Source organism: Paenibacillus sp. FSL K6-1330, assembly GCF_037976825.1.
GTDB lineage: Bacteria > Bacillota > Bacilli > Paenibacillales > Paenibacillaceae > Paenibacillus_AQ.
In genome coordinates this window covers 2,223,446-2,236,291 of the sequence record NZ_CP150269.1, presented here as the reverse complement: position 1 = coordinate 2,236,291, position 12,846 = coordinate 2,223,446, and the positions used below count along the sequence as shown (strand labels likewise).

The 12,846-nt window shown below is 49.4% G+C and carries 14 protein-coding genes; 6 read left to right on the top strand and 8 right to left on the bottom strand.

The window, feature by feature from the left end:
• Window position 1: 1 nt before the first annotated feature.
• From spoVAD to NYE54_RS10010, 3 genes are all read right to left on the bottom strand, one after another.
• Complete coding sequence (spoVAD, locus tag NYE54_RS10020; RefSeq protein ID WP_339271890.1) at window positions 2-1,015, bottom strand: stage V sporulation protein AD; 1,014 nt, start codon at window positions 1,013-1,015, stop codon at window positions 2-4.
• A 6-nt stretch (window positions 1,016-1,021) separates the two neighbouring features.
• On the bottom strand, window positions 1,022-1,510 hold the full coding sequence (spoVAC, locus tag NYE54_RS10015) for a stage V sporulation protein AC (protein WP_076320540.1): 489 nt from the start codon (window positions 1,508-1,510) through the stop codon (window positions 1,022-1,024).
• Between the two features lie 243 nt (window positions 1,511-1,753).
• The gene (locus NYE54_RS10010; RefSeq protein WP_339271889.1) at window positions 1,754-1,915 is read right to left on the bottom strand and encodes a hypothetical protein; all 162 of its coding nucleotides are present in this window, start codon (window positions 1,913-1,915) and stop codon (window positions 1,754-1,756) included.
• A gap of 151 nt (window positions 1,916-2,066) precedes the next feature.
• On the opposite strand from NYE54_RS10010, the gene NYE54_RS10005 reads away from it, so the two are divergent.
• Window positions 2,067-3,140 (top strand): M42 family metallopeptidase, encoded by a 1,074-nt coding sequence (locus NYE54_RS10005; RefSeq protein ID WP_339271888.1) that lies wholly within the window; start codon window positions 2,067-2,069, stop codon window positions 3,138-3,140.
• 72 nt (window positions 3,141-3,212) lie between these two features.
• On the opposite strand, the gene NYE54_RS10000 is transcribed toward NYE54_RS10005, so the two are convergent.
• The 4 genes from NYE54_RS10000 to NYE54_RS09985 form a co-directional block, all read right to left on the bottom strand.
• Window positions 3,213-4,616 carry an MFS transporter gene (locus tag NYE54_RS10000; protein ID WP_339271887.1) on the bottom strand — a complete coding sequence of 468 codons (1,404 nt, stop codon included), beginning with the start codon at window positions 4,614-4,616 and terminating at the stop codon, window positions 3,213-3,215.
• A 98-nt stretch (window positions 4,617-4,714) separates the two neighbouring features.
• The gene (locus NYE54_RS09995) at window positions 4,715-4,966 is read right to left on the bottom strand and encodes an isochorismatase family protein (protein WP_339271886.1); all 252 of its coding nucleotides are present in this window, start codon (window positions 4,964-4,966) and stop codon (window positions 4,715-4,717) included.
• Window positions 4,967-5,369: 403 nt separating this feature from the next.
• Window positions 5,370-5,813 (bottom strand): DUF2294 domain-containing protein, encoded by a 444-nt coding sequence (locus NYE54_RS09990; RefSeq protein ID WP_339271885.1) that lies wholly within the window; start codon window positions 5,811-5,813, stop codon window positions 5,370-5,372.
• Window positions 5,814-6,104: 291 nt separating this feature from the next.
• Complete coding sequence (locus NYE54_RS09985) at window positions 6,105-7,070, bottom strand: alpha/beta fold hydrolase (RefSeq protein WP_339271884.1); 966 nt, start codon at window positions 7,068-7,070, stop codon at window positions 6,105-6,107.
• A 300-nt stretch (window positions 7,071-7,370) separates the two neighbouring features.
• On the opposite strand from NYE54_RS09985, the gene NYE54_RS09980 reads away from it, so the two are divergent.
• The 3 genes from NYE54_RS09980 (at window position 7,371) to NYE54_RS09970 (ending at window position 9,227) form a co-directional block, all read left to right on the top strand.
• Complete coding sequence (locus NYE54_RS09980) at window positions 7,371-8,207, top strand: sugar phosphate isomerase/epimerase family protein (protein ID WP_339271883.1); 837 nt, start codon at window positions 7,371-7,373, stop codon at window positions 8,205-8,207.
• Window positions 8,208-8,374: 167 nt separating this feature from the next.
• A complete protein-coding gene (locus NYE54_RS09975) occupies window positions 8,375-8,653 on the top strand; it encodes a hypothetical protein (RefSeq protein WP_076320535.1) in 279 nt (92 codons plus the stop codon).
• A gap of 301 nt (window positions 8,654-8,954) precedes the next feature.
• On the top strand, window positions 8,955-9,227 hold the full coding sequence (locus tag NYE54_RS09970; RefSeq protein ID WP_076320534.1) for a hypothetical protein: 273 nt from the start codon (window positions 8,955-8,957) through the stop codon (window positions 9,225-9,227).
• Window positions 9,228-9,332: 105 nt separating this feature from the next.
• Here NYE54_RS09970 and sigK read toward each other — a convergent pair whose 3' ends face one another.
• Window positions 9,333-10,034 carry an RNA polymerase sporulation sigma factor SigK gene (sigK, locus tag NYE54_RS09965; RefSeq protein ID WP_076320533.1) on the bottom strand — a complete coding sequence of 234 codons (702 nt, stop codon included), beginning with the start codon at window positions 10,032-10,034 and terminating at the stop codon, window positions 9,333-9,335.
• A gap of 599 nt (window positions 10,035-10,633) precedes the next feature.
• Here sigK and NYE54_RS09960 point away from each other — a divergent pair.
• Together NYE54_RS09960 and NYE54_RS09955 are read left to right on the top strand one after the other, a co-directional pair.
• Entirely contained in the window at window positions 10,634-11,965 is a 1,332-nt protein-coding gene (locus tag NYE54_RS09960; RefSeq protein ID WP_339271882.1) for a glycoside hydrolase family 125 protein, read from the top strand.
• Window positions 11,952-12,842 carry a sugar ABC transporter permease gene (locus NYE54_RS09955; protein ID WP_339271881.1) on the top strand — a complete coding sequence of 297 codons (891 nt, stop codon included), beginning with the start codon at window positions 11,952-11,954 and terminating at the stop codon, window positions 12,840-12,842. Before NYE54_RS09960 ends, NYE54_RS09955 begins: the two co-directional genes overlap by 14 nt.
• The last annotated feature ends 4 nt before the right edge of the window (window positions 12,843-12,846 follow it).

Below are 12,846 nucleotides of genomic sequence, written 5' to 3'. Positions count from 1 at the left end.
GTTATCCTCCCATCTCTAAAGCTACAGCGTGAGCGATGCACGGAATGCTCTCACCCTGCTGGTAAGAAAGAGGCGACAGCAAGGCTCCGGTAGCAACGACCAGCACCTTTTTCAATTCGCCTTTAAGCATCCGTTTCAAAATATGGCCATAAGTGACAACAGCCGAGCAGCCGCAGCCGCTGCCCCCTGCATTGACGTATTTCTGCTTTTCCATGTCGTAGATCATTAAGCCGCAATCGGCAAATACCGTGCCGTCCATGATGACATTATTCTGTTTCAAGAGATCCTTAGCGATCGGAAGTCCAACCGAGGCCAGGTCACCGGTCACGATCAGGTCATAATCCTTCGCTTGCCGGCCTGTGTCTTTAAAGTGCTTGGTTATTGTATCGGCTGCTGCCGGAGCCATCGCCGTCCCCATATTGAACGGGTCCTTGATGCCCAGATCGACCACCTTGCCAATAGTGGCATACGTGACAGCAGGACCGTCTCCCTTGTCCGAAATGACGGAGCAGCCTGCTCCCGTTATCGTATACTGTGCATACGGCGGTTTCTGCGATCCGTACTCCGTAGGATAACGAAACTGCTTCTCGACCGTACAGTTATGGCTTGCAGTACCGGCCATGACATACTTGGCACCTCCTGAATCCACGAGCATGGAGGCCACCGCGAGGCTCTCCATTGAAGTAGAGCAGGCACCGAATACGCCGATGTAAGGCACACCCAACTGTCTTGCAGCAAAGGAACTGCTGATGATCTGGTTCATCAAGTCCCCGCCCACAAAAAACTGCAGCTGGTCTTCCTTGATGCCAGCCTTTTCGACCGCCTTACTTGAAGCATCCTCCAGCAGTTTTCGCTCCGCCTTTTCCCATGTTTTTTCGTTGATCTCAATATTGTCGTAGACATAGTCGAAATCATCGGCGAGTGGCCCTTCGCCTTCCTCAGGTCCTACAATCGTCCCCGTGCCGATAATGACGGGTTTGTTCTCGAACTGCCAGGTTTGGCCGATCACCTTCATCTCTCGTTACCTCCCCTCGATGCCAAAAATAGCGTAAATGATACCGATGATAAACGCAGCGACGGTACCAAATACAATGACTGATCCTGCCAGCTTAAACATGCTGGCCCCGACCCCCAGTACCAAACCCTCCGCGCGGTGCTCGAGCGCTGCGGAGCACATGGAATTCGCAAACCCCGTAACCGGCACGGCGCTGCCTGCTCCCGCCCATTGCGCGATTTTGTCATACACGCCGAAGCTGGTCAGAATGACGGAGAGTATAATCAGCACGGCTACCGTCGGATTGCTCGCTTCGGTGGTGCTCATGTCGAATACGGACATAAAAAACTTCTGAATGCATTGGCCGATCAAACAGATGAGACCTCCCACCAAAAACGCACGCAGGCAATTTTTAAGTATGGGGCGGGGAGGTTCATGCTTTTTGGCAATCGCCTGATATTCCCCTGAGCTCATTGTGGTGATATCAGACTTAGGCTTTTGGTTAGAGCCTGACATTTCAATACACCTCCGCTTTTATTTAAGTATGGAATCCTCTATAAACGCTAAAGAGCCACTATGGATATCACTCGATATCATTATGCTTTGATTGAACTCCCTTTATGTTTGGAAAATCATCCTTCTTACTTGGCAATCACTGCTTGTCCTAACGTCAAGATTTCCCCACACGAAAATCAGCCTCCAGGAGTATCCCTGAAAGCTGAAATAAGATTCGCCTGCCATCATTGCTGGAGCTGGTCATTATATAAGAATGTATTTCAGCAAAATGACGAGGAGGATGAACAGAACCATAATGAGCAGAAGTTCTCTGACTTCGGCATGATAGACGTTTACCTCAATCCCATGGTGCTTCATACTCTGCTCCTTCCCCTGGACAACAAAAATTCCACTTCGTTTCAACATCGTATTCCTTTCCCGGATGCAGGGTGCTTGTTCCATTTGCTTTTAAATCACGTAGCCTTAGCGGCACGGGTTTGTAGACTTTTCAGATATATAGGGGCATACTAGAAAAGGAAAAACTCTTACATACCTTTTCTAAAGGAGCGATTTCGTAATGAATGAATCAACACTGGAATTATTTCGTACTTTGACGGAATTCCCGGCTGCACCGGGCTTTGAGAGGGAACTTCGTTCCTGGTTGAAGAATACCCTCTCTCCATATACAGATGAGTTCGTGCAGGATCGGCTGGGCAGTCTGTTCGCCGTTCTTCGCGGTAACGATGAAGGTCCAAAAGTCATGGTGGCCGGTCACATGGATGAAGTCGGATTCATGGTAACCGGCATTACCGAAGCGGGTATGGTCCGTTTTCAGCCGCTCGGCGGCTGGTGGAGTCAGGCCGTGCTTGCTCAGCGCCTGCAAATTATTACAGACAACGGTCCTGTCGTCGGGGTTGTCGGCTCCATTCCTACACACCTGCTGGATGAAGCGCAGCGCAGCAAGCCGGTCGACATCAAGACCATGTATATCGATATCGGTGCCGACAACAAGGCGGAAGCCGAAGCGTTCGGCATTCGTCCCGGATTGCAGGTGGTTCCGATCTGTGAATTTACGCCGCTCGCCAATCCGAAAAAAATCATGGCCAAAGCATGGGATAACCGCTATGGCGTCGGCCTGGCGATCGAGCTAGTCCAGGCGCTCCATGGCGAGAAGCTGCCTAACACCGTTTACGCCGGTGCAACCGTCCAGGAAGAGCTCGGACTGCGTGGAGCACGTACTTCGGCCAACCTGATTCAACCGGATATTTTCTTCGGATTGGATGCCAGCGCGGCGAACGACATGATGGGGGACAAGAGCCAGTTCGGCCAATTGGGTCAAGGCGCACTGCTTCGCATCTTCGATCCGACGATGCTGACTCACCGCGGAATGGTAGAATACGTTCAAGATACGGCGGAGACCAACAAAATCAAATACCAATACTTTGTCTCACCGGGCGGCACGGACGCAGGCCAAGTGCATCTTAGCGGCATCGGCGTTCCGTCCACCATCATCGGGATTTGCTCCCGCTATATTCACACATCTTCGTCCATCATCCACACGGACGACTATGAAGCTGCTAAAGAACTTCTGATCAAGCTCGTAAAAGGTTTGGATCGCACGACACTCCAGACGATTCTGGACCGGGCGTAAGCTAATAGGAAAGAAAAGGGTACCCTGCAGGTCTCAATAAGACCGTAGGATACCCTTTTTTTCGGCTAATTCCTATGAAGATAATGTCTCCTTATGTCGTGCGAACCGAAAGGATAGGATCATCGTTAAATAGACAATAACAACCAGAACCGTATTCAGCACAAATATCATGCGAAATCCTAAAAGCCCCCCTGCCAATTGGCTCGGGAGCGCCAGCATGGCACCACCCGCCGCCGTACCAAACATCATCCCCAGATTTCGTGACAGTGCCAAAATGCTGCTGATCAGGCCGAGGTCCGTTGTAGATGTCCTGCCCATCACGAGGGAATTGTTCGGCGGCGTAATGATGCCCATGGAACCGCCGAGCAGGACAATAAGCAGAATCAGGAAGAAGATCGGATATGCCGGCGATACAAAACCAAGCACAATTAACGCTGCTGTCATGAGCAGCAGCCCGGCTGACAATAACGGAAATGTCCCCAACTTGTCCGACAGGCTCCCGCTCAGTGGCGAGAATATGATCAGCGACAACGGATATCCCATCATGATCAGCCCTGCCGTGGCAGGTTCAACGCCCAGCTCGCTCAGCAAAAACACGGGCAGCACAAGCTGAGCGGAGAAAGCCGCCATATAGGTAATGATGGTGATGATGATTCCCACGCTAACGCCTGCATCCCGAAACAGATCCAGCTTCATAAACGGGAGTTTCCCCTTCCCTCCTCGTTCCCACCGCGAAGATAGACACCACCCGATGAATGCAGCAGCTCCCGCTCCGAATACGATGAACAACAGCGTAACTTGCCAGGAACCCCAACCCCACTGAGCCCCCATATTCACGGCCGTAACCAGTCCGGTTAGGGATATCGCAAACAAGGCAGCCCCCGGCACATCCAATCGGCTTACGCCTTTTTCCGGTTCGTCCTTCGGAATGAATCGCTGAGCGAACAACCATGCAATAAGAGAAATGGCCGTCAGCAGCCAGAAATTGCTCCGCCACGAAAACCACTGAATCAGTATTCCGCCAAGACTCGGTCCGACCATCGAGCCTGCAGCAACAAACGTGCTGATGAGCCCAAGCGCTTTACCTCGCTGCTCCTTCGGAAATACCGAGACGATCAGCGCCATATTGGTGGCTTGATACATGGCCGCTCCTACGCCTTGCAGAATTCGCGAAGATATCAGTCCGTTTAATGAAGGTGACAAGGCGCAGCAGAGCGCCCCTCCCATAAACACAAAATAGCCGATATTGTGGATTTTCCGCCTGCCCAACATATCCCCCAGCTTTCCCATGACCGGAAGTAGTATGGAGATGACGAGCAAATAGGCGGTGACAATCCACTGTGCCGTAGGGATGGTGGAATCGAATGTTCTGGCTATATCAACAAGCGCAATGTTGAACATGCCGGCCGACAGATTGGACAGAAATGCCCCTAAACAAATGGTATATTGGACGATCATCCTTGATTTGTTATTCATGCAGGACTCACCCGCTTTATTCATTAATTTCTGTGCCGTTCATAGAAAAAGCCCCCGCATGCGGAGAGCTTCCCCTGGTTGAACCACGTTCTGACAAGCTAGCCGATAGCCGGCTGAGCGGTCGACATCGACCGCAGCCGTTCCTCAGGCATTTGATCCATCCAAATATCGATAATCTGCGCCATTTCACTAACTTTCCCGAAATAGCCTTCAATATTCTCAAGCGTCTTGTCATGAGCTGCTTGCGAATACGATGCGCAAGCATCCGCTACAAGCACGATATGATAATCCAGCATAAACCCGTCGCGGGCCGTTGATTCCACGCATACATTGGTGCTGACTCCCGTCATGATCAGGGTCTCGATCCCTCCTCGATCGCCAAGCTTGTCTCCCTCATGGCCGCAATCTCTACCCCGTTTCTGCGAAACCACTTGCTGACGCCCGAAATTTCAATTTTGTGACTCATACCCCTTCCTCCTCTTTTTTGATTTCATGATACATCAAACATGTATTTTCAAAAGCGGATGTAACAAAAAATCGCCAGTCCAGCCCCAAGTCGCACACATGTATGTGCCTTGGTACCAAACTGACGATCGGCCCGCTCTCTACTCGAGGTTGTTCAAAAAGTCATCTTTTGATCACGTAGCAGCACATGAAGCTTAATCGACATCGAATATTGAATTCAGCCGGGCCTTCCGGTGCTCACGTAGGTTTTGCCTACGCTCCGCTCCTGACGTCCCTAGCTTCATCCAACTAAAGCGTTTTGAAAAAACGCACATCGGAAGCATAAGCTTCGGTGCTGAATACCTGACTTTTTGAACCCGCACTACAAGAGGGCATGTCGTTCAGATATGCTTCTACATCCTTCTCCAAAAACACGATGGTACCGGAAAACTCGGTCTCTGCATCATAGTCTTTAAGAATGGAGATGATTTTAAATTGAAACTGCTGTTCCAGGGAAGCTTTAATCTCCTGCTTGAACACCTGGAATAAAAGGTGGTCCAACTGCCGGGTAGAGAGGGGGTAATTCTCATCCAGCAGTTTGAGGACGGGGACTCTACTATTTCTCGATCCAATGATGATTTTGTTGCCAACGAAATCGACTTTTTGCTGCTTTACACCCACGTTAAATATTTTCTTATTTATCGCGTTGTAAACCCTCAAAAGATCCTGTTTGAGTTCGCCTGCTGTCATCATGGTTCAACATCCCTTTATGTAAATTAATATTACATTGACCGGGGTAGGTATAGGGTGTTTATCGAGTTTTTTCTGTCCTTGGGTATAATTATAGGCGATTTTGGGTAGTTGTCAATACATTTACGTCAAAAAAGATAACAAACTCTTAATTTGTGTTAGTTTATATAACATTAACATAACATTTTTTTGAGTGTGATTCCGTTTACTTTACTTCTGCCCTCTTCCTAAATAAAGAGTAATCCTAATCGAGCGTCGGGCCCCGTGCCCACGCCCTAAATCTATCACCTTGTTCTATTCCCCGTTAAAAATCCGTTCCAGGAACAAGACGCCCTCCCGCTTCTGGTGCTCATTGACCTCATGGCCGGAGAACGGATAGTCTCTTATTTCTTTTGCCGATTTCATTCGGTTGTATGCTGCATATATGGTTTCAGGCATGCAGACCGTATCCTTCCAGCCGACGGATACCATGACCGGCACCTGGATTCGCGGCGCCAGATTCAGCATGTCAAAATACGAGAGATGCTCCAGGATTTGATCCAATTGCTCCGGGTAGCGCTTGATATATTGGGCGATTTCGTTCAGCGAGCTGACCGAATGCAGAATCCCGTAATCCATCCTGCACATGTTGGGAATGTCGGCCACAATGGCCGCAACCTTCGGATTCAAGGCCCCTGCAAGCAGAGACAGTCCGCCACCCTGACTGCCGCCAACCACGGCAATTTTTTTCGGATCCACTCCTGGCTGCTGCGATGCAGCATCCACCGCTCGAACAGCATCCATAACGACTGCCATGTAATAGGAGCGACGAATATCCGTAATCCCCTGCGTCACCCAGCCCTTAACCACGCCGCTGTCCAATGGAAGGAGATTCCCCGTCTCTCCGCCCTGTCCCCTGACATCCACGGCAAGCACCGTATAACCCAGCATCAGCCAGTGAGCATACCGCTCTGGAAATCCACGGTCTCCGGAATAACCCGGAAAGGTTACGATACACGGTCGTTTTTTTTCGTCCGAAGAATGTTTAGCTGGAGCTATATACCAAGCATGGATGGGCGTATCATCATAACCATGATAGGTGACCTTGGATACTTCCATATAAGGATATGGCGTCGCTTCCAGTAGACTAACAATGTGAAGCGGCTTTTCGTTATACGCCTTCAACACTTCCTCCCAAAATTGATTCAAAACCTCCTCGTTGATTGTGGGTTCCGGATACAAGTTGCCAAGCTCTTTTTTGCGCAGCTCAATGGTATTCATTCTGAGTTATATCTCCTTTTCGCGAGTAATATGAACGTTCGTGTAACATGGTAATTTCGGCATAACGTCCGTAATCCCCTGCGAAAGAGTAGGAATTCATGCCGCTTTATTACAAATCCCTTTCATATTAACGATTGGCCGCAGCTCCAATCGTTATCTTTCTCTAAAAAAAATAATAAGCGATCATAGATTTATAGAGTTGAACATATCATAATAGAAACTATGAAAAACCAAAGGGTTGATATAAACGAAGCGCCCGCCTCTAGCAATACGACATTATAGTGAATGGAGACGATGAATATGCTGCAAGGTTTAACAAGCGCAGGACTCGGAAAACTTGAAAGCGATTTACAGTTTATCGAACTCGCGGCCAAATATGATTTCCAATGCGTCGATATCGATGCCAAAGGTCTTGTAGATCGCCTAGGCGTGGGAGCGGCAGCCGATATGCTGCAATCCCGCCAACTGGAAGTTGGGGCAATCGGTCTTCCCGTGGAATGGAGAGGATCGGACGAGCAGTTCCTAAGCGGACTCGAGAAACTGCCTGCTGCAGCGGCAGCTGCCAAGGCCTTCGGCTGCACTCGCTGCTGTACATACATTCTTCCTTCCACTGATGCACCCGCAGCTCATTTCATGACGCTGGCCACCACAAGGCTGCGGGCTTGCGCCAACATTTTGGGGGCATATGGAATTCGATTGGCCCTGGAGTTTGTAGGACCACATCATCTGCGCACCCAATGGAAGAACCCGTTTATCTGGACAGTACAAGAAACATTGGATTGGATCGATGCCATCGGGGAACCGAATGTCGGGCTGCTATATGATGCCTATCACTGGTACACCAATGAGATGACGGTTTCGGATATCCGGCAGCTGCGGGCTGAACAAATCGTTCATGTCCACATTAACGATGCCAAGGACATACCCGTGAGGGATGTTCTCGATAATGATCGGCTTTATCCGGGTGAAGGCGTAATTAATCTTCCGGGGTTCCTTCAGGCTCTGAACGATATCGGCTATGCAGGCCCAGTTACACAAGAAATATTGACACCTTCCACGCCGACCGGGACTCCTGAGGAATTGATCGCTAAATCACGGCGAGCCTTTGACAGCGTATTCGGTGCTGCAGGATTATAGTAGGGTTTCAGGCATGTTTGAGTCGTTAACTGACGATAGAGATCCGGGATCGGCTAACACTCCATGTCATGCAGATGGGGAAAGCCAGGCCACATAACGGAATGATTCCATCTGTTCAGGGGAACACTGGAACGGTAGCTTAAGTACCTTTTTGGGAGGTCTCAGGAATGAACGGATTTGAGAAGGAAGAAAGGGATAACTTTACGGACCTATCCACCGTTGAGTCACAGCGGAACGATCTGGTGGCCGAGGAATTCCCCGAGGGACCTTACGGTTCCGATCTCCGCAGCGATTCCCTTGGCAAGAGCACCCCATGGCGCATGGATCAGCGGCCTCCGAATCGGTTTGATTATGAGGATCGCAACCTGCACATGGGCATCGAACGGGAGTATCCCGGTGAAGACGAGAGCATTCAAGCAGACCCGGGACAAAGGAAACCTGAGTAGAGCCGAACTAAAAAACCAACCATCGTGAACTGCACCCCACTTGTTAGGCACTATCTAACATTTGGAGGTGCAGTTTTTCTATGGCCAAGACGGTTGGTTTTTGTCTAACAGGGCTTGTATCCACGCTTGGAAAGCATAATAGCCTATAAAAATACATAAGATGGCATATGAAAAAACGTCTAACGCCGTAGTACTTAGAAGACAGACCGCTTTTAGCGGAGGTTTTCTTGCGAGAGAGTCGTACGAGGTAGAAATCCGTTGTCCGCAATTACAGAGACGAGAAGGAGTGGGGGAGTACATCATGCCCATCATCAAGGAGCAGGATAAATTCGTGATTTATGTTGTCACGTTATCCAGCGTAAAGCGCTACATGTCCATTGAATTTATCGGCGGGTCTTGCGGTTTCATCATCGCTCAAAAAGCACTTCAATCCGACCTGCTCGGCATGATTGGCAGCATCATCGCACCGATGGCCATTCGCCGCGTGCTGCAATGGCAGCAGTATAAATTCGAGAGTCCTATGCGGTTTGGGTTGCGTGCACTCAACAAGCCGAGCGAGCTGAACACTACATAAATCAAACGAGCGAAAGCCACTTCCATCACAGGAAGTGGCTTTAGTGGCTCTATATCGACATTCCCGTTTCGGTCATCAGTGGTTGACACAGTTTCAGTTTTCTTCCTAACGTTTCTGCTTGTAAAACTCATGATACAGCTTCATCAGCGCACGTTTCTCAATCCGCGATACATAGCTGCGCGATATGCCGAGTTCCTTGGCGATCTCACGCTGCGTCCGTTCTTCTCCGCCAGCTTCCAGTCCAAAACGACCAATAACAACTTCCTTCTCCCGGTCGTCCAATATATCGAGGTTCCGGTAGATCTTGCTCTTCTCAATCTTTAACTGCACGGCATCCACGATATCATCCGCTTCCGTTCCTAAAATGTCAATTAATGTAATTTCATTCCCCTCTTTGTCCGTTCCAATCGGATCATGGAGGGATACGTCTTTTCGTGTCTTCTTCAAGGAACGAAGATGCATCAGTATCTCATTTTCTATACAACGGGCAGCAAATGTCGCCAGCTTCGTGCCTTTGTTCGGCCTGAAGCTTTCAATCGCCTTGATGAGTCCTATCGTCCCGATGGAAATCAAATCTTCCAAATCCTCGCCGGTGTTATCGAACTTTTTGACAATGTGCGCAACCAGCCGAAGATTATGCTCAATTAGTTTATTACGCGATTGAGGATCACCTTCGGCCATTTGCTTCAGATGTTTAGCTTCCTCTTCCTCGGTCAGAGGCTGGGGAAACGCGTTGTTTTTCACGTACGAAACGAGCAGGGTCAACTCTTTTATGAACAAAGCAATTGCGGTAAACAATCCAGGCACTTTAGGACACCTCCTGCGAAGTTACAATGCAACCGGCCCTTATCGCGCTCGGTCTCTCGGTCTTCTCATTCTATGTAGGCAACGGCCCAGAAGTGCCTGTACGTGGGAAAGTGATTCGTAAAAACGTTAAATTCCCGATATCTGTCCGACCATTCATAAAAGACGGCCCGCAATGATACACCATTTGATATTTTAGTGGTTCCTCAGCTAAGCAATAGACAACCGCAACTAAAGGCCATTCTTTCACCACATACCAATATATCATGTTATAAATGCATGCTGTAATAAGTGATAAATTGCGTTGTCGCAACGGTATATTCCTAAACTAGGGCAAGCTTTTTTTGCTCAAATCAATCATTCAAGATCCAACATATCTGGCCCCATAACGAGAGACAGCATCTTTGGCAAATATAAAAACGACGAACCACAGAATGATCGACATGCCATTCATTACACCCACATAATATAACAGCCATAATTTTTATCGATATAATATATTGACATTAAATTGGTATGTAATTATATTAAATGTAAGCGTTTTATATAATGACTTAACAAAACGATCAACACCCTGAAGAATAGAAGGGAGAAGAGCTTACATGTACACGTTGGACTATTTTTCTGTACTGCATGATTTGAACCGCACGATAACCGAAGGCACCTCAGCTTATCCGAAGCTCGGACATATGTTCAAGAGCATGCTGGACAACACGCTGAGTTCGACCATTAAACGACAGCCCGACGGTACCACCTTTGTCATTACCGGCGATATTCCGGCCATGTGGCTGAGGGATTCGGCTGCGCAAATCCGGCCCTTCCTCGTTCCGGCGGGCCAAGACGAGAAGCTGGCCGATTTGATCGAGGGGCTCGTACGCAGGCAAACAGAATTCATCCTGCTTGATCCATACGCCAATGCATTCAATGATTCGCCTTCCGGTCAAGGCCATCAGAACGACCGCACCGCCATGAATCCATGGCTATGGGAGCGCAAATATGAGATCGATTCGTTATGCTATCCCCTTCAGCTTGCTTACCTGTTATGGAAAGAAACCGGCAGGACCTCGCATTTGGATCACAAGTTCCATTCAGCCGCCAGGGTCATTCTGGACATCTGGCGAACCGAGCAGCATCATGAATCGAAATCGCCGTATTACTTCGAACGCTTCGATTGTCCTCCAAGCGACACGCTGCCGCTCGGCGGAAAAGGGACGGAGGTGGCTTATACAGGAATGACCTGGTCCGGCTTCCGCCCGAGCGACGACGCCTGCGCCTACGGATACCTCATTCCGTCCAATATGTTCGCCGTCGTTGTGCTTGGATATCTGGCGGAGATTTCCCGCGATGTCCTGCGCGATCCCGAGTTGGAAGCGGAGGCGGAGAAACTTGCCGGAGAAATCCGTCATGGCATTGAGTCGTACGGCGTTATCGAGCATCCCGAATATGGCAAAATTTATGCCTATGAAACAGACGGGATAGGAAACCATCTGCTGATGGATGACGCCAACGTCCCCAGCCTTTTGTCAATTCCGTATTTGGGTTATACAAGCGCTGATGACCCGGTCTACCAGAATACCCGTAGGTTCGTGCTGAGCCACGCCAATCCGTACTTTTATCAAGGCACTGCCGCCGCAGGCGTCGGTAGCCCCCACACGCCGGATCGTTATATATGGCCGATTGCGCTGGCGATTCAAGGCTTGACGACCACGGATCGGGAAGAGAAACTTCGACTGCTGCGGCTAATGGCCGATACCGATGCAGGCACCGGCATGATGCATGAAGGATTTCTGGTAGACGACCCTGCCCGTTATACCCGCCCATGGTTTTCCTGGGCTAACATGATGTTTTGCGAGATGATTATGGATTACTGCGGCATTCGAGTCAAAGCGAATGATACCGGAGGAGGTCATCGGAATCACCATGGGAACCACTAGGAAGCTTCGCGGCTGGGTCATCGGATATCTGTTCATTTTACCGTCCATTATCGGCTTCAGCATTTTTGTCGCCTACCCCCTGTTGTCCTCCATGTATTACGCCATGACAGAATGGAGCGGCTACGATTCTCCACGTTTTGTCGGCTTTGAGAACTTTAGATACCTGTTCACCGAGGATCCGGCTTTTTGGCCTTCGATCCGGGCAACGTTTTACTTCGTGATGCTGAGTGTTCCTTTATCACTGATTCTAGGCTTGTTATTGGCCATGATGCTAAACAAAAACTTGGCAGGCATCAAATGGTTCCGTACGATCTTTTATCTTCCCGTTGTTGTTCCCTCCATCGCCACGCTCACGTTGTGGCAATTTATTTATGAGCCGCAATACGGTCTGGCAAATTCACTGCTAAGAGAGTTCGGACTGCCACCGGGCACTTGGTTGACCAGTGAAACGACAGCGCTTCCATCGATCGTGTTAATCGGTTTATGGCAAGTCGGATCCAGTGTCATCATTTTTCTGAGCGGTCTGCAGTCGGTTCCCCAGGAAATGTATGAAGCGGCGGAAGTCGACGGCGCCTCCAGGTGGCGGATGTCGCTTAACATTACGCTGCCCATGATCACCCCGATCCTGTTCCTGCAGCTTATACTCGGCATCATCGGCGCATTCCAGGCGTTTAACCAGGTTCAGGTGTTGACCGGAGGCGGCCCGAACTTTTCCACCTCCCTGCTGAATTACAAAATCTATACTGACGCCTTCAATGGAAGAATGTTTGGTTATGCAATCGCAGAAGTGTGGGTACTGTTCGTCATCATCATGATCTTTACCGTAATTTCTTATCGGTACTCCAACCGGTTCGTTTATTACGAAAGCGACAAATAAGGGG